The organism is Pirellula sp. SH-Sr6A (assembly GCF_001610875.1).
Taxonomy (GTDB): Bacteria; Planctomycetota; Planctomycetia; order Pirellulales; family Pirellulaceae; genus JBKCUI01.
Window position 1 is genome coordinate 1,675,756 of the sequence record NZ_CP011272.1, and the last position, 25,305, is coordinate 1,701,060.

At 53.9% G+C, this 25,305-nt stretch carries 15 protein-coding genes; 11 read left to right on the forward strand and 4 right to left on the reverse strand.

What is annotated here, in order from left to right:
- Positions 1 to 323: 323 nt before the first annotated feature.
- Together VN12_RS06695 and VN12_RS06700 are read right to left on the reverse strand one after the other, a co-directional pair.
- On the reverse strand, positions 324 to 3,878 hold the full coding sequence (locus tag VN12_RS06695; RefSeq protein ID WP_146676099.1) for an Ig-like domain-containing protein: 3,555 nt from the start codon (positions 3,876 to 3,878) through the stop codon (positions 324 to 326).
- Positions 3,879 to 4,368: 490 nt separating this feature from the next.
- Positions 4,369 to 4,629 carry a hypothetical protein gene (locus VN12_RS06700; RefSeq protein ID WP_146676100.1) on the reverse strand — a complete coding sequence of 87 codons (261 nt, stop codon included), beginning with the start codon at positions 4,627 to 4,629 and terminating at the stop codon, positions 4,369 to 4,371.
- A 116-nt stretch (positions 4,630 to 4,745) separates the two neighbouring features.
- On the opposite strand from VN12_RS06700, the gene VN12_RS06705 reads away from it, so the two are divergent.
- Together VN12_RS06705 and VN12_RS06710 are read left to right on the forward strand one after the other, a co-directional pair.
- Positions 4,746 to 5,456 (forward strand): transposase, encoded by a 711-nt coding sequence (locus VN12_RS06705; protein WP_146676101.1) that lies wholly within the window; start codon positions 4,746 to 4,748, stop codon positions 5,454 to 5,456.
- Between the two features lie 606 nt (positions 5,457 to 6,062).
- Positions 6,063 to 7,028 carry an EamA family transporter gene (locus VN12_RS06710; RefSeq protein WP_146676102.1) on the forward strand — a complete coding sequence of 322 codons (966 nt, stop codon included), beginning with the start codon at positions 6,063 to 6,065 and terminating at the stop codon, positions 7,026 to 7,028.
- Between the two features lie 143 nt (positions 7,029 to 7,171).
- On the opposite strand, the gene VN12_RS06715 is transcribed toward VN12_RS06710, so the two are convergent.
- On the reverse strand, positions 7,172 to 7,921 hold the full coding sequence (locus VN12_RS06715; protein WP_146676103.1) for an AraC family transcriptional regulator: 750 nt from the start codon (positions 7,919 to 7,921) through the stop codon (positions 7,172 to 7,174).
- Between the two features lie 220 nt (positions 7,922 to 8,141).
- On the opposite strand from VN12_RS06715, the gene VN12_RS06720 reads away from it, so the two are divergent.
- Both VN12_RS06720 and VN12_RS06725 read left to right on the forward strand, forming a co-directional pair.
- Complete coding sequence (locus VN12_RS06720; RefSeq protein ID WP_240491343.1) at positions 8,142 to 11,396, forward strand: proline dehydrogenase family protein; 3,255 nt, start codon at positions 8,142 to 8,144, stop codon at positions 11,394 to 11,396.
- 210 nt (positions 11,397 to 11,606) lie between these two features.
- A complete protein-coding gene (locus tag VN12_RS06725) occupies positions 11,607 to 13,463 on the forward strand; it encodes a phosphoenolpyruvate carboxykinase (GTP) (protein WP_205855208.1) in 1,857 nt (618 codons plus the stop codon).
- A 596-nt stretch (positions 13,464 to 14,059) separates the two neighbouring features.
- Here the strand turns inward: VN12_RS06725 and VN12_RS06730 are convergent.
- A complete protein-coding gene (locus VN12_RS06730; protein ID WP_146676104.1) occupies positions 14,060 to 15,037 on the reverse strand; it encodes a hypothetical protein in 978 nt (325 codons plus the stop codon).
- 80 nt (positions 15,038 to 15,117) lie between these two features.
- Between VN12_RS06730 and VN12_RS06735 the strand changes: the two genes are divergently transcribed.
- The 7 genes from VN12_RS06735 to VN12_RS06765 all read left to right on the forward strand — a co-directional run bounded on the left by VN12_RS06735 (position 15,118) and on the right by VN12_RS06765 (position 24,981).
- Entirely contained in the window at positions 15,118 to 15,750 is a 633-nt protein-coding gene (locus tag VN12_RS06735) for a redox-sensing transcriptional repressor Rex (protein ID WP_146676105.1), read from the forward strand.
- Between the two features lie 139 nt (positions 15,751 to 15,889).
- Positions 15,890 to 18,322, forward strand: coding sequence for a PSD1 and planctomycete cytochrome C domain-containing protein (locus VN12_RS06740; protein WP_146676106.1), 2,433 nt, complete (start codon positions 15,890 to 15,892; stop codon positions 18,320 to 18,322).
- Positions 18,323 to 18,379: 57 nt separating this feature from the next.
- The gene (locus VN12_RS06745; protein WP_146676107.1) at positions 18,380 to 19,837 is read left to right on the forward strand and encodes a DUF1501 domain-containing protein; all 1,458 of its coding nucleotides are present in this window, start codon (positions 18,380 to 18,382) and stop codon (positions 19,835 to 19,837) included.
- A gap of 370 nt (positions 19,838 to 20,207) precedes the next feature.
- Positions 20,208 to 21,227 carry a DUF1559 domain-containing protein gene (locus VN12_RS06750; protein WP_205855209.1) on the forward strand — a complete coding sequence of 340 codons (1,020 nt, stop codon included), beginning with the start codon at positions 20,208 to 20,210 and terminating at the stop codon, positions 21,225 to 21,227.
- Between the two features lie 101 nt (positions 21,228 to 21,328).
- Positions 21,329 to 21,652: a hypothetical protein gene (locus VN12_RS06755; RefSeq protein WP_146676108.1), complete on the forward strand. Its 324-nt coding sequence runs from the start codon at positions 21,329 to 21,331 to the stop codon at positions 21,650 to 21,652.
- Between the two features lie 394 nt (positions 21,653 to 22,046).
- Positions 22,047 to 23,249 carry a tetratricopeptide repeat protein gene (locus VN12_RS06760; RefSeq protein ID WP_146676109.1) on the forward strand — a complete coding sequence of 401 codons (1,203 nt, stop codon included), beginning with the start codon at positions 22,047 to 22,049 and terminating at the stop codon, positions 23,247 to 23,249.
- Between the two features lie 49 nt (positions 23,250 to 23,298).
- Positions 23,299 to 24,981 carry a CRTAC1 family protein gene (locus tag VN12_RS06765; RefSeq protein WP_168164260.1) on the forward strand — a complete coding sequence of 561 codons (1,683 nt, stop codon included), beginning with the start codon at positions 23,299 to 23,301 and terminating at the stop codon, positions 24,979 to 24,981.
- Positions 24,982 to 25,305: the final 324 nt, after the last annotated feature.

Genomic DNA, 25,305 nt, shown 5'->3' on the forward strand with positions numbered 1-25,305 from the left:
CAACGCGCGTGTTGGTTGATCGCGTCTTTTCCACGACGTGGAAACGACCACAATGACCAAACTTATTACCATTGCTTCCGCGATAGATACCAACATAAGATTCTTAAATCCATAACCTCCAATCCAGGCGACAGGGTCCAAGATCCTTCTACTTAAATAGAACAAGAGCGCTCGAATCGAATTCGTGGGCTTCTTACCACTCGTACCCAACATGGCGAGATCACAGACTATTTCTGTTCCGAGGGCTAAGCAATTTACAAGCAATGCCGCAATGAGACTTACGCCGAAGAAAATCAAAACTCGCTTAAGAACTCTTATCATGACTAACCCTTATCGTTTGGATTTGATTCTGGGAAGCCGAAGTCCTGGGGCCTAACCATTAAGGCGTCAATCCCTACCCCAACCAGCTCATTAACAATTATTCCATGCACAGCGATACTGTTGCTGCGGTCAAGCGGATAGTTGTAGGAACTAGCTTCATCGCCGTCATTAAAACCGGGACTTCCGCCAATACCTCCGTGAGACGAATCGTAGACGTATGGAATTATCTGAGTCTGCAAATTATTAACAGCTGGGTATATTCGAGATTCATGAGCCATACGACTAAATCCGCGGTGATCATAATTCACGCCATTGAAAACAGGGCCGATAACCACGACCTTTTTAATTCTATTCTGTACTATCGCTGCACTATCAGGTATCGAAGAAGCCATATCGACAGGATCCATGAGAAGAACGATGTCGACGGTTATTCCACGATTCGAAAGAGAATTCGCCACCCAGAGTGATATCATTGCACCACGACTGAATCCAAGTATGGCAATTCTCGGCTTCACGCTCTGCGAATTATAAATCGTTGTGATCTCAGCCAAAACGGTGTCATGTATTGCGTCAGAATCTCCTCCATGCCAGTCGTCGGGCCCATACTTGTATATTTCGTGCCTAGCACTAACGTCCAATTCAACGAGGTTCCGCGTATGAGAATTCCATCGTTCCGGGTTTAAGAGAGTCTTTCCAAAAGGGCCTTCGAGCCATCCTCGGCTCCATGTACCATCAATGCCTACTAGAAGCACATTCTGGATTCGGGCCTTAACTATCACTTCGTCGAGCGCGACGGAGGACGAAGCACTTGCCTCAAGACTCCAAGAGATCTTATAGTCAGTTTCAACTTCTAGATCTGCATGTACAAAGACGACAGAAGGCCATTTTTTGATAAAATTCCACCTGTAAATCTCTATTCGATTGTTATCCTCGGGTGCGGTTGTTTGTTGAGAGTCGAAAACTTTTTCCGTCATCTCTTCGTTTGCCCATATCGTGAGACCCGCTGGAACAGTAAGTTTGGCTATGTGGCCTTGTTCAACAAGTTGATGGACTAATCCGTTCGCATCCAAAACCATTGGGGTGGCTTTGTTTGCTTTGATGGTCAAGATCTTGCCCTGACCGGTTACGTTCTCGATGGCGTCTTCGGTCGAGGTGCGATCGACGATGTTGTTATTGTCGCTATCGATATCCAAATCGAGGACTGGGTCGAGTGGGTCGGTCGCGTTGACCAGGATAGAGTCATAAGTCCCTGAGAACTGGAAGGTGGAGTCGTGCCATCTCATCGCGATCGTCGTCTGGCCTTCCGCGATGCTCTCCACCCAAAGCTTGGTTGGATTGGAAATCCCGTTGAATGGGATCATGGTAAGCTCCGGTTTCACCTCGGAGTCTGTACCTCCAGTCGGTGTGGACTTATCCTGCTTGAACCAAACGCGAACCCGCGTGTTGTCAAAAGAAAGGGTGTAGTACCCCGTCTGCTGTGCTGTCATCTCTCCTCCTTTAGCAAGGAGTTCGAGCTTGTGAAGATCTGGATCATTGAATCCGGAATCGAATTGGTCCTCCACCGAGTTCGCGTTGTCATCGTCGTTATTGACAATGAGCTGAAGACCAGGATTGTCCTCTTTCGCTTCCGTCAGTCGGTTCGACGCCGCATCGAAGGCATCTAGATCCATCGTGCCCAGCTCGAGGCTCGCTTGAACGGAATCACCGAGTTGGGTGATGACAGTGTATTTCAAACTATCGGAGCCTTCTGCATCCTCATCCGGTGTGTATCGGATTTTCCCACCTTCGACGACCGCAGTTCCCTCGTCGGGAGGATCGTTAATGACTAGCTTGGGAGCCGCATTGAACTTAAGCAGCCCATCACCCGCGATCGATTGCGATTGAGAAAATCCGTTGAAGTTGGGAAGAGCTAACTGGAAAGACCAATCGTGGGTGACGAACATCCCCGTCCCTTTGCCCAGCGTAGCAACCTCAGAATCCTCTTCGATCACGACTCCACCGATGAAGTAAACGTTATCGATCGTTGTGACACCAAACGAATTGCTGATTTGGATTTTACCACCTCCCCACCAAGCCCATCGCATTGTTGTCGAGGCCGGAATCTCTTCTCCATCCGAGATGCCGTCGGCTATCGCGGAGCAACCACCGTTAGGGTAATACGATCGCAATCCTAAATCATCACGAAACTCAAACCCAGTAATGGTGACGGTGGAGACTGCCTCTTTCTCACGCGTGGTAAACGTCGAACTTCCCTGAATATTTTCAAACCAGTAGAACGTGTCGTCGGGATCGCCATTGATGGATGAGAACGTGTAACCACTGTTCCCGCTGACTTGAACGGACGTTGTGTGATCAAAGCTCTCGCTCATATGAACCGTGTCATTGGCCAGAATCGGAATCGTCGAGATTTCCGATTTTGGTCTCAACAAAAAGTCGTTAACGGCCTTTAGACCAACACCATCGTCGTTGTCCGCATCGGCGTCACCGCACCACGAGTCACGAGATAATCCAGTCGTGGGAGGGACAGGAGCAGGTGGTGGAGGTGGCGGGGGCGCAGCCGGTGGTTCGGCAGAGTCGCCGCCACCTGTACTTCCACCTGTACTTCCACCTGTGCTGCCTCCTGTGCTGCCTCCTGTGCTGGTGTCACTGCTTGAGTTGGAGCCTCCCCCCGAGCCATAGTCAGGGTAACTACCCGATCCGGCGTCGGGCGTGCTCCCAGAGCCGGAATCGGGGTAGTCACCGAGACCATAGTCGGGGTAGTTGTCAGATCCGGAGTCGGGCGTGCCTCCGGTTCCGGAGTCGGGATAGTCGCCTAAACCGTAGTCAGGATAACTCCCCGATCCCGAGTCCGATCCCGAGTCCGAGGAACCTCCAGTACCAGAGTCTGGATACTCTCCAAGGCCATAGTCGGGGTAACTACCTGTTCCGGAATCCGAGGAATCTCCGGTTCCAGAGTCGGGGTAATCGCCGAGTCCGTAGTCAGGGTAGCTTCCTGATCCAGAGCCCGAGGAGTCCCCAGTACCAGAGTCTGGATAGTCACCGAGACCATAGTCGGGATAGCTACCATAGTCGGGGTAACTACCAAGGCCATAGTCGGGGTAGAGACCACGCGACGTATCTTGCAGTTGGGGCGTGCTCAGCTCGCTGGCTGAAGAGTTCAACGCCTCCGATACCGAGTGGACGACTGCCGTCCAATCCGAGTAATCAAAAGAGGTGTCACCATTGACATCAAAGTAATAGGACGACTCGAAACGATAAGCATTCGAGTCTCCCGTTCCATACAGATACTCCAATCCGTTGGCCACCAAGAGCGCGTCGGAGACGGCAATCGTTCCGTCGCCGTCGACGTCGCTCGCTAGGTTCGCGTTCTGTTCCCAAACCATTCCTGGCAAGGTATCCGCGGCCATCACGACACGGGGCTCGAAAGATTCCAACTTAGGACGCCGAGAAGCCGCAAGCTCTCGGTGATGCGTTCGCTTTGACTGGATGAAGAAACATTTGATGGTGCGCACTGTCCAGGCGCAAACGACCATCCACAGACCACGAAAACGGGGCATGATTCGTACTCGCTGCTATAGGTGAAGAAGGGGCGTAAGGGCGTGAGTAATACTCACAGCGATAACATGAAATTATCGATGGATGAAAGGAACGCAAGAAATTGGCGCGGAAATTTTTGAAGAATTTAAGAAGCCTTGTCCGGCCGTAAACGAACCCCAACGGCCAGAACAAGAACTTCGCTGCAAAGAACAAGGGAATACGCTGCAAAGAACAAGGAATTCCGCTAGGCAAGCGTTCTTTGCAAACTTTCGATCTTACTCGTGCAGGAACGGTCGAGGACGACCATTTCGATCTGTTGTCCTCAACAGATCTGCATCGCCTAACGCATCACGCAAGGTAAGTATCTCTCCAAGACAGCCTGCGGGACTTTCCAAGACTGCCTACGGGAGAGGTAGCTTAGTCGATAGTAGGGTGGTACTCGGTGCTGGAACGGTCGAGGACGAGCCGTTCGACATTGTCGATCTGTTGTCCTCAACAGATCTAGAGCGCCTAACGCATCACGCCAGTTAGGAAGCTCTCCCAGACAGCCTGCGGGACTTGCCAAGTCAGCGTGAGGGAGACGTGACTTGGCCGATAGTAGGGTGGTACTCGGCGCAGGAACGGTCGAGGACGAGCCGTTCGACATTGTTGATCTGTTGTCCTCAACAGATCTGGATCGCCTAACGCATCGCGCAAGATAAGTATCTCTCCAAGACAGCCTGCGGGACTTTCCAAGACAGCGTACGGGAGAGTTGGTCTGGCCGATGGCATGGTGGTACTCGGTGTAGGAACGGTCGGGGACGAGCCGTTCGACAATTTCTTGGGAAACTTCCCAAATAGCGTAGCATGACTCGATCAGGAGCGATCCAAGCTCTATCATTTGAGGTATGCCCGAACCCCAAAAAACGCCTAATGTCTTTAACGCACTGGATCGCGACGCGCCCATTGATATATCGTCGCGAAATTTACCGCATTGGTATCAAGCGGGAGCGGCAACCTTCGTAACTTTTCGAACAGCCGACTCGCTTCCGAAGCAGGCCATTGATCGAATGGTTGCGGAACTGACAGAATGGCTAGCTGCTCGAAATCTTCCGCTCCATATCGCTAGCGCATGTCTTCACAACCAGGGCGTTGCATACCGCAACGGTCTAAGCCAACTTGACAGGAAGCAGCAACGTTTATTTCAAAAGGTTGTAAGCGACTGGATGCACCGTTCTCTGGACGAATGCTATGGCGATTGTTTGCTCCGATCTCCTGAGCTCTCAGTAATCGTCGCGGATGCAATTCGATATTTTAATGGAGTGCGATACGATTTGGATAGCTTTGTGGTCATGCCGAATCATGTTCATGTGCTCGTTCAGTTTCGTAAAGAATTTGATTTGCAAGTGATTGGTTCGAGTTGGATGCGTTACACCGCTAGATTGATCAATCAGAAACTTGGTCGAAGGGGGATCTTTTGGAAGCCAGAGCCGTTCGATCATTTGATTCGTAGTCCGGAGCATCTTGCGCACTTCCGGAGTTACATTCGAGAGAACCCTCGCAAAGCAAATCTTCCAACCCGAGACTTCTTGTATTGGAATAGGGCGGAGTTGGGGTAGGTAGTTTTGCGTTAAGCTGTCGTCCTCTGTCTAGTGGTCGTCCTCGACAACTTCTGCACGCGTAGCCAATAGGATGGTGGTACTCGGCGCTGGAACGGTCGAGGACGAGCCGTTCGACAATGTCGATCTGTTGTCCTCAACAGATCTGCATCGCCTAACGCATCTCGGAAGGTAAGAAACTCTCCAAGACTGCGTTAGGGAATTTCCCAGGCAGCGTGAGGGAGACGTGGCTTAGCCGATAGTAGGATGGTACTCGGTGCAGGAACGGTCGAGGACGAGCCGTTCGACATTGTCGATCTGTTGTCCTCAACAGATCTGGAGCGCCTAACGCATGGCGCAACGTAAGTATCTTTCCAAGACCGCGTGCGGGACTTTCCAAGACCGCGTGCGGGACTTTCCAAGACTGCGTACGGGACTCTCCACGACAACGTGAGGGAGACGTGGTCTGGTCGATGGTATGGCGGTACTCGGCGCAGGAACGGTCGAGGACGAGCCGTTCGACAATGCGGCAATTTGGGTAGGTGAGTTTCGTGGAGTCGAGTATGCTTTCCGGCGACTCCTCCCCCGCCCCTAGGTGGACTGCGACTTTGCTAATCGGACACGAGAATGAGTGGAACCAACCCAAACAACCTTCATGAGAAAAGACCTCCCGCACTCTTCATCGCCGGAGGGCTTGGCATTATCTATCTCGTCTGGGGTTCCACCTATTTGGCAATCAAAGTCGCGGTCGATACTCTGCCACCTTTCTTGATGGCAGGAGCAAGATTCCTTGTCGCGGGCGCAGTGATGGCTGTCATCCTTCTCGCGTTCGGCCGACTCCGCGCTACAGGTCGACAATGGCTGTGGAATGCTTGGGTTGGTCTTTTCATGATGGTGGGTGGAAACGGTTTGGTTTCGTGGGCGGAACAGACGATTCCCTCAGGCATCGCAACGTTGATCGTCGCGTTCAATCCCTTGATGATGGTCACTGCCGAATGGGTGATTTGGGGCCGAACGAAAGGGAAGCTCGGCGCCAGTCCGAACCGAACTGTTTTCGCAGGACTTGCCATGGGATGCGCAGGCCTAGCCATGTTAGTAGCCCCGAGTTTGCAAGGAACCGGTTCTGCCAGCTACGACCTGTTACGCGTCGGGGCGATCGTCCTAGCCTGTCTGACTTGGACAATAGGTTCCATGATGACTCGCTACGGAGGCAATCCGACGGATCCCTTTACAGGAGCTGCCATTCAAATGCTTTGCGGGGGATTGTGGCTCATCGCGTTTGGTGCATTGCTCGGAGAGACGAAGGAAGTGCAATGGACTCAATTTAGCCGCGAATCGATTTTCGCTTGGTGGTATCTGGTTATCGCCGGATCGCTCGTCGCATTCACCACCTTTGTATGGTTAATGAAGCACGCCTCACCAACACTGATATCAACCTACGCGTATGTAAACCCTGTCGTCGCTGTCTTCTTAGGCTGGCTCGTCCTGAACGAACGTATCGACAATTGGACGATCGTTTCGGCGGCGGTCATCGTCTTGGGAGTCGCGACAATCACGTGGGGGAAAAGGCCTCGAGTAGTAAGTAGTAAGTAGTAAGTAGTAAGTAGTAAGGAGCGAGTAGCGAGGGGCGAGGGGCGAGGGGCGAGGGGAACAGGAACAATCGGAACAATCAGGACATACGTGGGGCGGTTTCGATCAAAATGCCACCGGTGCACGGCGAAGTTCGTTCGACAGGATCATCGAAAGGCGTTGCGATAGTGGCTGGGACTGATGCCGGTGGCGGCGGAGAATTGCCGGCTAAAGGCGGCTTGATCGTAGAACCCACATTCCACGGCAATCACCGCAAGTGGCTTATCGGTATGAATCAACCGCGTGGCCGCTTGCTCCACTCGGGTCTTGGTTAGCAGTCCACGGGGGGACAAACCGACGATGCTACGCACTTTGCGCTCGAGTTGGCTCCAGCTATAGCCCGATCGAGCTACGAGCTCTTCAATCCGCAGGGGTTGGGCGAAGTCGCGATGGATCGTGTTGACGATATCCGCAACGGGCCCCAAGTCGCTTTTTGTCTCCGCCAAATCCCGAGAGATACCTGCCAGTGCGATGACTTTTCCTTCCCCGTCCAACACCGGGGTTTTCTGTGAAATGAACCATCCCATTCCACCGTCGGGCTGGGTAATCAGTTCGATGCGATCGCGAATGGTGATCCCCTTTTCCAAGACTTCATCGTCTTGCTGCTCGTATCCGGCCGCCAAGATCGCTGGGAAAACCTCTTTGGCAGATTTCCCAACCAGTTGCTCAGTCCTCCAGCCGCCAGCACGCCTCGCAAAGGCCTCGTTGACGATGACGTAACAACGCGATCTGTTTTTGATGCAGAACAGGACATCGGTAAGGGTTCCAAATAGCGTCTCGGCAATAGCAAGACCGGGCGCTTGCTGGAGCAGCCATTCGCGGCCTTGCAGATTCCCCGCAGGAGGCTTTTTTTTCATGGTTATCCAGTGAGGACGTGCGGAGCGGGTTGGTAACCCAGACAGCGACCGATGGTCACGGGTGGGTCGTCTGGGACGTGTTCCGATTTTGTATTTTTTCGGCACAAGACTCAAACAAATTTACCACGACTGGAGAGGGCTGGAGGGATAGAATTTTCCGGCAATAGCATCTTGTCTTGTTTCGGGAAATCGAATCGGTCTCGCGAAGGAGTCTGGCATCGTGATAGCCCCCCCATCCAGTGACGTTGTGGCTGGACCTTTCGGCTCGGACGAAATCATTGTCGCCCGGGCATTGGCCCGAGCGGAATCGCTTCTCCAGGCTGCACTGGCCCAGCAGACCATCCCGGAAAAGAAGGAAGCAGCGAAACTGGGACGGATGATGAACGACCCGGCTGGCAAGGCGTTTACGTTTGCGATGGTCGACGAAGTCTTCCGAAGCCACACACCCTCCAAAACGGCCGCATCGCTTCGGCGAGTCGTTGAACAATTCGGTGCACCTCAGTACATGCCTTGGACGGACCGGCTTTTGATTCAAGCGGGTGCGTTTGTCAGTCGCTTTCTCCCAGGTTTGGTAACCCGCGGAGTTGCAAAGCGGATGCAGATGGATAGTGCGCGCGTGATACTGCCTGGAGAGGCCGAGCCACTTCATCGCTACTTGACCCAGCGCACCCAAGATGGCTTTCGCCTCAATCTGAATCATTTGGGCGAAGCGGTCCTGGGGGAACAAGAAGCGAAGCATCGATTGGATGCGATCTTGGACCATTTAGCCGATCCTGCCGTGAGCTACATCTCCGTGAAGATCTCTGCGATCTTCAGCCAAATCAATTTGGTCGCATGGGAGGACTCGCTTCTCACGATTTGTGATCGATTGCGGATCCTTTATCGCGAGGGCATGAAGCGGGGCAAGTTCGTGAATTTGGACATGGAAGAGTACCGCGACTTGGCCTTGACCCTCGCTGCATTCCAATCGTTGTTGGATGAACCGGAGTTCCATCGCTATTCCGCCGGTATTGTCTTGCAAGCCTACTTGCCGGACGCGTGGGACGCCCAGCGCACCTTGACCGCTTGGGCGCAGCAACGTGTTCAGAACGGAGGAGCGCCGATCAAGATCCGATTGGTGAAAGGTGCGAACCTTGCTATGGAATCGGTCGAAGCCGAATTGCACGGTTGGCATGCCGCGCCTTATGCGAGCAAACATGAGACTGATGCCAATTTTCGAAGGATGATGGAGTACGGCTGCCAACCCGATCATGCCGCTGCGGTTCGATTAGGAGTGGCGAGCCACAATCTGTTCGATGTCGCCCTGGCTTTGACTCTTCGAGAGGTAAATCAAGTCGAATCATCTGTAGAAATCGAAATGCTCGAAGGCATGGCGAATCACCAAGCCAGAGCGGTACGCGATGATGCGAAGGGATTGCTCCTCTATGCACCTGCGGTGAAGCAAGACGATTTTCTCAGCGCTATGGCTTATTTGGTAAGGCGATTGGATGAGAACACGTCCCCTGAAAACTTCCTTAAGGACATGTTCGCCATTCGGCCCGGTTCGCCGGAGTGGGGGTATCAAAAAAAGCGGTTCCTCGATGGCTGGAAGGGGCGGAGTGAGGTCAGCGATCGCTCTCGGCGCCTGACGGTGGCGATCGACGCGAGCCATTCCACACGATTCTTGAACGAGCCGGACACCGATTGGTCCCAACCTTCTCAACGGGAAGAGTTGACCCGTCACAGCGAGTGGTCTCCCAGCGCGATCCCCAGTCTGCCCATTCTGGACACGATGCTCGATGCAGCGGTCGAGGCGCAAACAAATTGGGAGGGCATGGGCTTTGAAGCGCGCGAAGAAGTCATGAATCGGCTGGCGGAAATCATGAGTCGCGATCGGTTCAAGACTTTGCATGCGTTGCGAATCGAGGGAAAGAAGGCGATCATGGATGGAGACGGGGAGGTTTCCGAGGCGATCGACTTCGCGCGTTATTACGCTCGCCATGCCCTTCCACCCGCTGGGTCGCATTCCGAGCCATTGGGTGTTGTAGCCGTTGTGTCCCCTTGGAATTTCCCCTACGCCATTCCAGCAGGCGGAGTGATTGCCGCACTGATGGCAGGGAACAGCGTCGTGCTGAAACCGGCCCCCACAACGGTGGGTCTGGCCTGGCATTTGGCGAACCAATTTTGGGAAGCGGGAGTCCCGCGCGATGTACTCCACTTTTATCCTTGCGCGAACGAGCAGGGGAAGGCGTTCCTGACGGATGAGCGGATCCATGCGATCGTCTTAACAGGCAGCTATGAGACCGCCAAATTATTCCATGGTTGGAGGCCCTCGCTACCACTTTATGCCGAGACTAGTGGTAAAAACGCGTTGGTCGTTACCGCCCACGCCGACCGAGAGCAGGCGATCAAGGATCTGGTGCGTTCGGCCTTTGGCCATTCCGGTCAGAAGTGCAGTGCCGCCAGCCTTGCGATTTTGGAGGGGGAGGTCTATGACGATGAAGGTTTCCGTCGCCAACTCCAAGACGCCGCCCGAAGTCTTGCTGTGGGTCCGACGAGCCACTGGCAAAATGGTGTGACTCCGTTCGTGATACCTACGACCGACAAACTGCATCGAGCCTTGACTACCCTCGACGAGGGGGAGACCTGGCTCGTGGAACCTCAACAACTTGCTGCACCGAACTTGTGGTCACCCGGCATCAAGTTTGGTGTGAGACCAGGCAGTTGGTTTCATCAGACCGAGTGTTTCGGCCCTGTATTGGGATTGATGCGAGCGGAGAATCTCGACGACGCAATCGTCATGCAAAATGGAACCGATTACGGACTGACAGCGGGGATTCATTCTTTGAATCAAGAAGAGATCCGCTATTGGAAAGAACGGGTACAAGCGGGCAATCTGTACATCAACCGACCGATCACGGGAGCGATCGTGCAGCGGCAGCCCTTTGGAGGTTGGAAGAAGTCGTGCGTAGGACCGGGAGCCAAAGCGGGCGGTCCCAACTACGTTTGGTTGTTCCGAAGATTTGCCGACCCTTCCCATTTTTCTGGCGCGAGCGAAGTGGATTATGAGCAAGCTTGGCGCGAGCACTTTTCCGTCGAGCAGGACCCGAGCGAGTTGCGATGCGAATCCAATGTGTTTCGGTATAGACCGTCGCGCGGTGTTGTGTTGCGGTTGGCACAACGTGACTTGAAAACCGTCGAACGAGCGCGGCTTGCGGCGCAGGTGACTCGAGTTCCACTTGAGATCAGCATCCGCGAGGAAGAGTCGGACGAAGCGTTTGCGAAGCGTTTGCCCGAGTTGGCCAAACGAGCGGAGTTTTTACGGACAACGGACGCTCCTGCAGGCGTAATCCTGCGCGTTGCATTCGATGCGGGACTGCAATGGATTCACGGACCGTTGCTGTCGGCGGGGCGTATCGAATTGACACGATGGGTTCGGGAGCAGAGCGTCTCGCAGACGTTGCACCGCTATGGGCAACTGCCATCGAAAAGTTGATCTGGGACGGCGGCTTTGTTCCCTCAAAGGTGCTTCGGTGCGAAACTCGACTCACACCCTGGGAAGCGTGCTATCCCTCCCGTGCGCTGCGGGTTACGATAATCTCCTGCTATGCCCTGCTCACACTGCAGATTGAGAAAACTGCGAGTTGAGGATACTGCCGCGACGTTGCTACTTTGCATTACGTAAGGAAAGAAGGAACGAAGGACTATGAGTCAGACCGCCATGGATGCCAAGTTGGAGGGTGTTACGAATTCTGGCACGCCGTTGAGCACCAATGTCCACTTGATTCGTTGGGTTCGCAAGATGGCTGCGTTGTGCAAGCCGGATCGTATTCACTGGGTGGATGGATCGCAGGAGGAATACGACCGGCTCTGCAATGAAATGGTCGACAAAGGGACTCTCATCCGACTGAATCAAGAAAAGTGGCCTGGTTGTTTTCTGGCCCGCTCCAACCCCAACGATGTGGCTCGCGTCGAGGATCGAACGTTCATCTGCAGTGCATCGAAGGACGCTGCGGGACCGACCAACAACTGGATGAATCCGTTCGAAATGAAGAAGAAGCTGCGCGAGCTCTTCGATGGCTGCATGCAAGGCAGAACGATGTATGTGCTCGCCTTTAGCATGGGTCCGGTCGGTTCTCCCATGTCGCAGATCGGAGTTCAGTTGACCGATTCGCCTTATGCGGTCGTGAATATGCGTATTATGGCCCGTATCGGCAAACCGGTATTTGAGCTGATCGATCGAGCCGACAAACGCGTCGTGCCTTGTTTGCATAGCGTGGGTATGCCGCTTCGAGAGGGAGAGTCCGATGTTTCGTGGCCTTGCAATCCCGAGAAGTACATCGTGCACTTTCCAGAGACTCGCGAGATCTGGAGCTATGGATCGGGATACGGAGGGAATGCGTTGTTGGGCAAGAAGTGTTTTGCTCTTCGAATTGCATCGGTGATGGCGCGCGATGAAGGCTGGATGGCCGAGCACATGTTGATCCTAGGGGTCGAGGATCCGAAGGGTAAGAAGACTTATGTCGCAGCGGCTTTCCCGAGCGCTTGCGGGAAGACCAATTTCGCCATGCTGATTCCGCCAAAGCACTTCTCCGATCAAGGTTGGAAGGTGTGGACCGTGGGAGACGATATCGCTTGGATCAAACCGGGACTGGACGGTCGACTGTATGCGATCAATCCGGAAGCGGGGTTCTTTGGCGTCGCACCTGGAACGGGCGATGCGACCAATCCAAACGCCATGGCTGCGTTGCGCAAGAATACGATCTTCACCAATGTCGCGCTCACCCCGGACGGAGGTGTTTGGTGGGAGGGTATGACGAAGGAACCGCCACCGGAAGCGATCGATTGGCAAGGCAACCCATGGACACCGCAGTTGGCGAAAGAAAAGGGAATCAAAGCCGCGCATCCGAATTCCCGGTTCACGGCCCCTGCCTCGCAATGCCCCACGATCGATCCTGATTGGGAAAAACCCGAGGGTGTACCGATCAGCGCGATCATCTTCGGAGGTCGTCGCGCCACCACGATGCCGCTTGTATATCAAGCGTTCAACTGGAGTTGCGGCGTGTACATGGGCGCGACGATGGGAAGTGAAATGACTGCCGCAGCAGCAGGAACGATCGGAAAGGTGCGGCGCGATCCAATGGCTATGCTGCCATTCTGTGGCTACAACATGGGCGATTATTTCCGGCATTGGATTCACATGCAGCGATCGCTCACCGAGACGCCTCGCGTCTTCCACGTCAATTGGTTTCGCAAGGATACCAACGGCGAATTCTTATGGCCCGGTTTCGGGGAGAACATGCGAGTCCTCAAGTGGATTGTGGATCGTGCCAACGGTCATGGAGTGGGCAAGGAGACGCCCATCGGCTGGGTACCTCGCTACGCCGACATCGACTGGACAGGTCTCGATTTTTCCGAAGTGCGATTCAATGCATTGCAAAAGATCGATCGGGAAGCGTGGCGTCAGGAGATTCTCTCCCATGAAGAGCTATTCTTTGACCTGAAAAGTCACTTGCCCAAAGAGCTCATCTACGAGCGCGAACTCCTCATTTGCAGGATGTAGGAGCACGGAGCATGGAGCATGGAGCATGGAGCACGAGTGTATCAGTATCCGTGTCCGTACGTTAGTGCTCGGTAGGCGGAGAAAGCCGGTATCTGAACGTTGGTTCTACATTGGGAAACTGTCAGGACGACTGTTCGACATTGGCCAAAGGCCATAAACAACATAGCCTAGGGCAACGCCCTAGGTACGACACGCCCCGCACGACACTTATTGGCTGAAAGCCATAAACAAACCGTTGCACGTTACGACAGCATAGCCCGGGTGCAGAGACGTAGCCCAGGTGCAGAAACGTAGATCGTTTGATATTCCTCGGGATCGTGACACCACCAGCGACGCCTAATTTGTGTATGGCCTTCAGCCAACAAACCAAATTTGGGAACCAAAACCTGGGGTGTTACCCCAGGCTATGTTGTGCATGCCCTTCAGGCAAAAGAAAACCGTCGAGGACGACGGTTCTACATAAGGCAACCGTCGAGGACGACGGTTCTACATTGGGAAACCGTCGGGACCACGGTTCGACGTATGAAACCATCTGGACGATGGTTCCACGTTGGCCGTTGGCCATCTTGGAGGCCTTGCGGTCTGCAGCGGGGCGTTTAGAGGTAGAAACGTTGGATTCGATTGTTGCCGGAATCGACGACGTAGATGCGTTCTTTCGTATCGACGGCGATGGCCCAAGGTTGATTTAGTTCCCCTGGCTTGCTTCCCGCTTGCCCCCAAGTCGCCACACTTTTGCCATTCCGGTCAAGTCGCTGAACCCGATGGTTTCCATATTCGCTCACCAGCAAGCCGTCACCGAACAAAGCCAAGCTGTACGGGTATTTGAACTGTCCCGGCTCGTCCCCTTCTTCGCCGAACATACGGAGGCACCGAGGCTTGTCCCCTGTCCAGTCGATGACTTGCACGCGGTGATTGCAGGCGTCCGCTACCCACAGCCAACCTTCCGTATCGACGGCCAAACTTTGAGGGCGACTGAACTGAAGCGGTTCGCGCCCGTGTTCGCCCAAGCTTGCGATGTACTCTCCATTTGGGCTGTACTTATGAATGCGATCAAACTCGCCGTACTCGCCAAGCACAAATTCACCCGATGGAAGGCGGACGGCATCGGTAACGAATGCGAATTTGCCAGGCCCGCTGCCGTTGACCCCGCCGATCGTCCGCTCGTCGAGCAGATTTCCCTCGGCCGTGTAGAAGAGAAACCGAAAGTAATGCGTGTCGGCCACGATGAGCGTGCCATCCAAGTCGATGCTCAGACCGGTCGGTTTACCTTGTTCGATTTCCGGCGTTCGCCAACCGCGAACAAAAGTCCCTTCTTCATCGAAAACTTGGATGCGTCCGGTTTTGTCGACCACAAAGGCGCGGTTGGAATCATCGATTGCGATGGCCCGTGGCTTTTGAAATCGACCATCCGCCATTCCCCGTTGGCCGATGATCGCATCGACTTGATAGGGAGTCTCGCTCTTCCGACCAGGAATACACCCTGTTAGCATCGCATGGGTCGCACCGATCGCTGTCGCTTTCATGGCGTGAACGAGCCAATCTCTCCTGGTCGAGGAAAGGCTCGGTTCATTCATCGTCGCTATTCGATTCGGTATCATGGGGTGTTCTGTTGGCTCCATGCAAATCCTTTATCTTACGCGAAACCACTTCACTGATGTTTTCTGACGCAACGATCAGCCGATTGCCCCTTTATCTTCGAGAATTGCAACAGTTACAACGTGGAGGGAGCACTCGAGTGCAGAGCGGAGTTCTCGCGCGTCGATTGGGTCTGAACGACTCGCAGGTTCGCAGAGACTTATCCGGCTTCGGCCCCATGGGACAACGGGGAGTGGGCTACGAAATTCGGGGATTGATCGAAACCATTCAAAACGCCTTGGGTGGAAATCGGTCTTGGAACGTCATCCTCGTCGGAGTGGGGAACCTGGGGACGGCGTTGTCGGGCTATCGCGGGTTCGAGCAACAAGGCTTTCAGTTGGTTGGGGCCTTTGACATCGATCCGAGCAAAATTGGAAAGAATCTTGGCAAGCTGCAAATCCAGTCCTTCGTCGCCCTAGAAGAATTCGTCGAACGAGAAAAAGTGGAATTGGCGATTTTGTCCGTACCCGCAGCGTCGGCCCCGACTGTCGCGCGGCGGCTGGAATTGGTAGGGATTACAGGGATTCTGAACTTTGCCCCTGTCACGGTGACCCCTCCTCAGAGTTCTGTAACGATTGTCAACGTCGACTTAGCGGTGGAACTGCAGCGTCTGGCCTATGCCGTGTTGACGTCAAAAAAGGAAAACGAGTGAGGCAGCACATGCCGGAGAACCCACTTTCCATTCGTTCCCATCACCGCGGGGACGGAAAATAGGGCGGGCTCTCGGAGCCAAAGTTGTGTATTCTATCTAAGGTCCTTTTCAATCGCCAAACCCGGACGGAACGATTGGTATGCCACCGTTACACAAAATCTTGTTTAGCCCCCTCCTCGCGAGGGTGTTCGCCAGCTATTGGCTAGCTAGCATCGGGTTCGCAGCGACGGGCTCGATGGGCTTTGGGGCCGACGGACCCCTTCGATTCAATCGCGATATCCGTCCCCTACTTTCCGAGTATTGCTTGGCCTGCCATGGCTTTGACGCTTCCAAACGGGAGGCAGGTCTAAGGTTGGATACGTATGAGGGGGCGACAGCCGAACTGGACTCAGGCGAGATTGCAGTAAGACCTGGGGATCCCGATGCGAGCGAACTGATAAGTCGCATCCTCTCGGAGGATGAAAGTTCGATGATGCCTCCTCCTGAATCGGGAAAGAAACTATCGCGAGAGCAAAAGGAACGGCTGACTCAGTGGATCCGGGACGGAGCTAAGTACGAACCCCATTGGGCCTTCGCAAAACCAGAGGCGTCTCTTCCACCAACCGATCCGAAACAGGTCGGTGATTTTGCAAATCCGATCGACGCGTTCATTTACCAAAAGCTGGAACAGCAGTCGATTGCTGCCTCACCTCGGGCAAGTGCGGAAACACTGCTCCGTCGAGTCTACCTCGATCTGATAGGTATCCCCCCAACACCGACCGAGATACAAGACTTCCAATCGGACTATGCTTCGCGTGGTTTGAAGGCTTACACAGAGAGGGTGGAACAACTCCTTGAGAATCCGCATTACGGCGAAAAATGGGGGCGATGGTGGCTGGATCAAGCGAGATACGCAGATAGCCACGGCTACTCCATCGATGCTCCGCGTTCGATATGGCCTTATCGCGATTGGGTCATTCAGGCATTGAATGATGATATGGCATTTGACCAATTCACGTTGGAGCAAATCGCCGGGGATCTACTCCCTCAAGCGACATCCTCGCAGATCGTCGCCACCGGTTTCCACCGCAATACGCAAATCAATCAAGAGGGAGGAGTCGATCCCGAGCAGTTTCGCATCGAAAGCATTTTCGACCGCGTCGCGACGACAGGAACCGTCTTCCTCGGACTCACGGTAGGTTGCGCGCAATGCCACGATCATAAATTCGATCCGATCACGCAGAAGGAATACTACCGGCTCTTTGCGTTTTTCAACAACCAGGACGAACCAGAGCACAAAATTTTCCCCGAGGGAATCGATCCGGCCGCATTAAAAGCCGAGCGTGATTCAGCGATGCGTTCCCTCGATGACAAACTTCGCCCACTCGCCGAGAGCATCGAGCAGTGGGAGAAAGGGCTGGAGAAGGGCGAGCAGGAAAAATTGCCGAAGCCGGTGAAAGACGCTTTGAAAGTAGAGACAAAGAAACGCAATGCCCTGCATCGTGCATCGCTCTACACCGCCAGTCTTCAGCGAGAGAAAAACAGTCTTCAGCAAGAGAAAGAGGCCGAGACCGTCGATCCTGCGATCCGAGAGCTGCAGAACCGAATCGTCGAGATCGACAGGGAGTTAGCCGCTGGGGTATCGACTCTGGTAATGAAGGAAAAGCCGGAGGGACGCAACACGACCGTCTTCATCCAAGGGGATTTCACTCGCCCCGACGAACCGGTGCAGCCAGGTGTTCCGAGCGTGCTCCACCGTTTCGCGCCGCAAAGCGACAAACCCAACCGGCTCGATCTGGCGCGCTGGATTGTAGATCGGGAGAATCCCCTCACCGCGCGTGTCCTGGTAAACCGCGTATGGCAAGTCTACTTCGGACGGGGGATTGTCGAGACGGAAAATGACTTTGGATTGCAGAGCGCGGTTCCCACCCATCCCGAGTTGCTGGACTGGCTAGCGATCGACTGGATGAAGGGTGGCTGGAGTTTGAAGTCCTTACATCGCAGAATTGTCTGCTCGGACGCCTACACGCGAAGCTCACTTGGGCGCAGCGACTTGATCCATGTTGATCGCGACAATTACTGGTTAGCAAAACAGAATCGCCTTCGGTTGGACGCGGAGTTGGTCCGAGATGTGGGGCTGGCCGCCAGCGGATTGCTCAGTCCCAAATTGGGAGGGCCTCCCGTCTTCCCACCGATCCCGGATGGTGTCATGACACAGGGGCAAGTTAAAAGGGAATGGAAAGTGAGCCAGGGCGAGGACCGCTACCGCCGAGGGGTTTACACCTTTATCTTCCGCGCCACGCCACCCCCTTCTCTGAACGTGTTCGATGCACCGGAGGGAAACAGCAGTTGCACACGCCGCAATCGAAGCAACACGCCCCTTCAGGCTTTGACCCTTCTCAATGACTCCGCCTTTGTGGAATTCGCGCAAGCTCTCTCGAAGATCGTCGAGCGCGAAGGAGTGGAGGTTGCCTTTCAGCGCTGTACGTCTCGATTGCCTACGGAAGAGGAACTGGCGGTTCTTCGCCAGCTTGATCCGTTTAGCGCGGCGAGGGTTCTCCTCAACCTCGATGAAACGCTCACTCGCGAGTGAGCTTGCGAAAGCGCATCCACGACAACCCAAGCCAATGGACAACGCCAGAACGAAATCATGAATCGATCCAACCATCCATTTGAACTAGCTCTGCAACAGGAAACGCGTCGCCACTTCTTTGAACGATGTGGAATTGGGGTAGGTGCTCTGGCGCTGCAACAGTTGTTGGCGCAATCTGGTTTTGGGGCCGGTTTCGAGAGCAATGCGCTCGCGCCGAAGGATCCGCATTTTGCTCCGAAGGCGAAGCGAGTCATCTTTTTGTTCATGGCGGGGGGCCCCTCCCAACTGGACATGCTCGACTACAAGCCCGCGTTGAACCAGTTGAACGGGCAACCAATTCCGCAGAGTTATGTGGAAGGGAAGCGGTTTGCATTCATGGACAGCAGTCACCGCATCAATTTGCTCGGAACGCGGCGAACCTTTGCCCAGTATGGAGAGACGGGATCTTGGGTAAGCGATCTGCTACCTCATACGGCCAAGATCGTGGACGATCTCACATTTATCCGCACGTGCAAAACCGATTTGTTCAACCATGCTCCCGCCAAGCTGTTTATGAATACTGGGACTGGGCAGTTCGGTCGCCCCAGCATGGGGGCTTGGTTGACATACGGATTGGGAAGCGAGTGCAATGACTTGCCTGGCTTCGTGGTATTGCAGAGCGGCCCCCGCGGTCCTCGCGGAGGTGCGATTCTCTGGGGGAGCGGCATGTTGCCATCGACGTATCAAGGAGTGCCGCTACGAAACAAGGGTGAGCCGATCTTGAATTTAACGACACCGGAGCAAGTCACCGAGGAGAAACAGATTGAAGTGATTCGCGCGGTGGGAGAGCTCAATGCGATGCGGTTTGCCAACACGGGGGACGACGAGATCGCAACACGAATCAATGCGTATGAAATGGCTTATCGTATGCAGTCCAGCGCGCCGGATTTGATGGATACTTCGGATGAGACCCAAGAGACCCTCGACTTGTATGGCATCCGGGATCCCAAGGAGTCGACGTTTGCCAGGAACTGTTTGTTAGCCCGAAGGTTAGCAGAACGCGGGGTTCGATTCATACAGCTTTACCACACCAACTGGGACCATCACGGAGGTCCGACCGAGAACTTAGAAAAGCACTTGCCCGAAATCAGCAAGGAGATCGATCAGCCCTGCGCGGGGTTGGTTCAAGATCTACAGCGTCGTGGGCTTCTCGATGACACGATTGTCATTTGGGGAGGAGAGTTCGGCAGGACACCGATGGGAGAGGTGCGAGAATCGACGGGGCGAAACCATCACATCGATGCATTCACCATGTGGTTTGCCGGAGGCGGTTTCAAGCCGGGTGTGAGCTATGGCGAGACCGACGAGTTTGGATTTGGACCGATCGATCAGTCGGTGCATGTGCGCGACATCCATGCAACCATCTTGCATCAGCTTGGACTGCATCACGAGCGTCTGACGGTGCGTTCTCAAGGACTTGATTTCCGTTTGACCGGTGTCCTCCCAGCGCGTGTTGTGAAAGAAGTTTTGGCGTAGTTCTACTCCTTTCCTTCACGAAATCTTCTAAGTGCCCAGCAGCCCGACATTATGACGCAGTATGCGCTCTTCTTTTCCAGAATCGGAAAGAGCGCACAGAAACCCATTATTAGAAAATCCACTACCACGCGTCTCAGAACTGTGCAAAACTGCAACGAAAGACCCCATTGCAGTAAACTTTTTGATAGTCAAGCAATGGATTTAAAAAAACAACTAATCAAACGACTCAAAAACGATCGAAAAAACCTGCACAAATCCTGCATGGGCGCGTAAACTCTCTAAATATCCCTCGTTAGGGGCGTCGGAGTCCCCCACAAAGAGTGCGAGGGATATGAGGTTGGTGAAATCATTTTTTTGCGAAGGGGAACGTATGTTACAGAAGCGTAAAGGCTTCACGCTCGTTGAATTGTTGGTCGTTATTGCGATCATCGGAATTTTGGTCGGGCTGCTGTTGCCCGCCGTGCAAGCGGCTCGGGAAGCGGCACGCCGTATGAGCTGCAGCAACAACATGAAGCAGTTGGCATTGTCGATGCACAACTATGAGAGCTCATTCAAGAAAGTCTCGCGTTTGGCGACTTGGGTCGACAAGGGACTTGGAATGCAGCAATCGAACTGGAATGGATATTCCGCACACGTCGGAATCCTTCCGTTCATCGAACAGAACAATCTGTTCCAGCAGTTTACCTTCACCCTCTATCACTACGACAACCCGGCACCACCCCCTGCCGGTGTTAGCGTAACGCCTTTGATCTTGGGACGTACCCCGATTCCAGCATTCCTTTGCCCATCGGATCGCCCTTATCCGTCGGCAGCTGAATTGGGACAAAACAATTACGGCTGGAGCGAAGGCTCGAACGTGGGTTGGAACACCGCTGCAGGAAATCAAAACGGTTTCTACAAGCGAAACGTCGATACCAAGTTTGGGGACATCACCGACGGTCTTTCCAACACCATTATGATGGCGGAATTCGTCAAGGGTGACGCAACAACAGCGATCCTCACCAACATGGGTGACTTCGCTCGTAACATTCCCCTTCCTTTCGCCATGAAGCCAACTCAAGCTCAGCTTGATGCTTACGGTGCTCTCACCGCAGCAGCTGGTGCGACCCACCGTGCCGACGCAGGATTCCGCTGGGCTGCTCCTGGCTTCTACAACACGGCCATTAACACCGTTGCACCACCAAACTGGCGGTTCCCCGCTGGTATGGCGTGTGATGGTTGCGGTCAAGGAGACTCCTCCGGTGTATTCCCAGCACGAAGCCGACACACCGGTGGCGTAATGCACGCTCTCGGTGACGGTTCGGTTACTTTCATCAGTAACAGCGTGGATCTCATCACCTACCAATCGCTGGGTTCAGCTATTGGTGCCGATGTGCCTGGCGAGTACTAAGAGCTCTTGGTAGCTTAATCAACATTCCCTCTGGGCTCTTTTTGGAGTCCAGAGGGTTTTTTACTTTCGGAACCGCGTTTAAGAGATTTAGGAATTCAATCGTGTTGCGAAATTTGCTTCTAGGAACGTTGGTCCTTGGTGCGTTTGTCGGTTGTGGTGGCGGTGGTAACGTGGAGTATTCCCAAGTGATTGAAGGGGTCCCGACAGAGGGGATCGATCAATTGCGAGTAATGCTCGAGGAGACCGCTAAAAACGGCAAGCCATTGGGAAGTGGTGCGGTGGTTTATCAACGTCAGTTGAACATGCTGAGCACGACCGATATGGAAAAGGCGAAGGCCCTCCAGCCCTACATGGACGAACTGATGGGGCTCACCGATCCTGCGAAGATCAAAGCCAAAGCCAAAGAGTTTCTTTCGAAGCTGTAAGCCAATCGGCCGGTAGCGGCAGGGTGATCGATTTTTCAAACGAGGGTGGCGTTCGTTTCATACGGTGCCACCCTCTTTTGCATCACTACCCGTCCCACACAATAACCGGTCCCCGACCGTCGCTTGCGTAGTAGCCGGTCTCCGACCGGCGTTTTTGTTGCAACCGGTCTCCGACCGGTATTGGCCGAGCTCGGCACGTCATACGGAAAGACCAGCCAACCAGACAATGGGAAAGTCGCATCCACACTCCAATTCCAAACGCGCGTCTTCGACGACGACGTCTTCCAATAGGACGCGTCTTTGGGGCCTACTAGGAGTCTTGCTTTTCCTCCTTATTCTCTTTTTTGCTTGGGGGGGCGTGCCGCGCATCGTCCATTCGTCCGCGATCGTTGCTTTGCAAAAGCACGATCTGGATCAAGCAGAGGGTTGGCTGTCCGCGCTCGATCGCATGCATCTTGCCAATGGTGAAACCGCGTTCCTACACGCGAGGCTCGCGCGGAAGCGTGGGGATCTCGATGCCATGGCAACACAATTGAAGATAGCGTTCGATGGTAAGTTCGATTCCAAGCGACTGAATCGAGAGCAGCTTCTCGCATTGGCGAGTCTCGGACGACTGGAAAGTTCTACTGAATCGACGTTGAAGCATTGGATCAAAGAGCAGGATAGTGATTTGGGCGAAGTGCTCGATGCCTACAGCACGGGCCTTACCGTTCTATCCAGATTTCCAGAGGCCGTAGAACTTCTCGAGATCTGGGAAGAGGAATGCCCCTGGGAGCCCATGGTGCATTACAAGCTAGGACGGATTCATGAACACCTTCTTCAAAACGAACCTGCTGAAGAGGAGTACCGAAAGTCCGTCGCGAAAGACCCAAATTTTATTCAGGGATGGTTCAGTCTTGGGCGTCTGCTGTTGCTGATTCGCAAACCAGCCGATGCAATCTTGGTATTGAAACGATGCGATCAAGGCAATTCAAGGCTCGCGGCCAAAACGAGCATTGCCCAATGCGAGAAGGCACTGGGAAACGTTGAAAAAGCCAAAGAAATACTCCTAGATGTCATGCAGCATTCTCCCGAGGATATTCGCGCATCGTATCGTTCCGTCGACGAAACTCCGGAACGATTTATCGCCGCATCCGAGCTTGGTGGGATTGAAACCGAGTTGGGAGAATACGAGTCGGCAAGAAGGCATTTGGATATGGCACTCGATTATTTCCCACTCGATTCCATCGGTCGCTATTCCTACGCCGTGGCGTTGCGAGGACTGGGGGAACGAGACAAGGCTGAGGAAAACTTTGACAAAGTGAAGGAGTCACGCGCCGAGCTGGATCAAGTCACGCAGCTTCAAGAAAGGATCGGGATGAATCCCAAAGACACCGACGCTCGAATTCAAGTCGGGAAGATCATTCTCAAAAACGAGTCGGAGAAGACGGGCGTGTACTGGATCAAGAGCGTCTTTTCGTATGATGTACGCAACGAGGCCGCGCACGGTGCGTTAGCGGACTATTATCAATCCAAGATCGGTAGCGATCCGGCATACCAACAACTCTATGAGTACCACCAACAATTTGTCAAATCGCCAACACCTACTCCCAAATAGGCGTGTTGGTTTCGCTACGCCTTTATTGTTACTCTTGTTCTTTGTTTCGATGGGGTGCAAGCCAAGCGCGAAGACCGACAGCGCATCTACATCGCCAAAGACAACGGTTGTAGCCAATAGTGCATCGCCATTGACCCCTGTCCTCTTCGAGGATGTCACGAAGCAAATCGGTCTCCATCATGTTTACGATAACGGTGAAGACTCGAACCTCTATGTGTATTTGGAGTCGGTTGGCAGCGGAGTCGCTGTCGTCGACTTCGATTTGGATGGTTGGCCTGATTTTTTTTTCCCGGGAGGGGGAAGGCTTCCTGCACTCGGGCAGATCCAAGGGTTGCCAGGTACCGCATGGCGCAACCAGTTCGGAGAGAGAGTGGTCAACATCACAGCGGAATCTTCGCTGAACGTGACCAAGCACTACACCATGGGGGCACAGGCCGCCGACATCAATTGCGATGGCTTTCCTGATTTGCTCATCACCGGTTACGGAGGTGTGCTGATCATGATGAACCAAGGAGACGGGACCTTCATCGACGTCACTTCGAACTCCGGTGTGGATGCATCGTTATGGTGCACGAGCGCCGCCTTCGCCGACTTCAACCAGGATGGAGTTCTCGATTTGTTTATCGCCCAATACATCGATTGGTCCTGGGAGAACAATCCAGATTGCAAATCGACAGCGGGCGTTCGAGACATCTGTCCACCGGCTGCTTTCAAAGGATTGAGCGACCGCATGTACTTGGGCAAGGGTGATGGCTCCTTTCTAGATGCCAGCGACCGGCTCGATGCAGAGGCGAAAGGAAAAGGGCTCGGTGTCCTCGCTGGAGATTTCGATCAGGACTCTTGGGTCGATGTCTACGTCGCGAACGATACGACCAATAACCTTTATTATCACAATCTCACGGAGGGGAAGTTTGAAGAGGTCGGTGTATCGAGCGGATCTGCACTCGATGAACGAGGGCTTCCGACCGGTAGTATGGGTGTTGCCACGCTCGACTACGATAACGATCTGAAGCCGGATCTTTGGGTTTGCAACTACGAACAGGAATCGTTCGCCCTTTACAAGAATGAAGGGAACAGCGTTTATCGCGGGGTGAGTTCCTTGGCCGGTCTTACGGCACTAGGAACCATGTTCGTCGCCTTTGGGACTGCGACCGCGGACTTCGATTCTGACGGTGACGAAGACATAGCTGTTACAAACGGTCACGTGCTCCGGCATCCACCAGGCAATACCGTCGAACAGTTACCGCTGTTTCTGTCCAACAATGGCAAAGGAAAGCTAATACGACAGGAGTTCCATCCCGATTCCTACTTCAGCCAAAAGTGGCGAGGACGCGGTATGGTCGCTGCGGATATCGACCAAGACGGCGACCTCGACTTGATCGTCTCCCACGTCAATCAACCCTCCGCAGTCCTCAAGAACAAAACTCAAAATAGCTCCCAATGGTTGCAAATCGAATTGAAAGGGACCCGATCGAATCGCGATGCCATCGGCAGCCAAGTCGTGATGGTCACGAACAAAGCAAAACGACTTCGACTGGTGTGTGGGGGAGGGAGCTACCTGAGTCAGGGGCCATACAGTTTGCACTTCGGAATCCCCCCGGGTGAAAAGATCGAATACGCCGAAATCACTTGGCCCGATGGACAAAAGCAGCGCGTCGATGGTCTGAATCCCAATCAAAAACATGTGCTGATCGAGCCTGTGAGCGCTTCGATTTCCGCTGCCACGAAGTGAAAAGGCGGGCGTTGGCCCCCAGTTCATCGCCGTCGGCGCACGTAGAACCGTCGTTCTCGACGGTTTCCATTGTAGAACCGTCGTCCTCGACGGTTTGTGCACGAAGGAAATACACAGCGTGACTTAAGTCGATCCCTTGGTGGTTGTATTTACCGTTATTCGAAACGGGGATTTCGTTCTTGGTTCTTGGTTCTTGGTTCTTGGTTCTTGGTTCTTGGTTCTTGGTTCTTGGTTCTTGGTTCGCAGGGCGATGAGCATGGAGCATGGGGGTATCAGTATCCGTATCAGTACGCTAGTTCCCGGTAGGCGGAGAGAGCCGGTTTC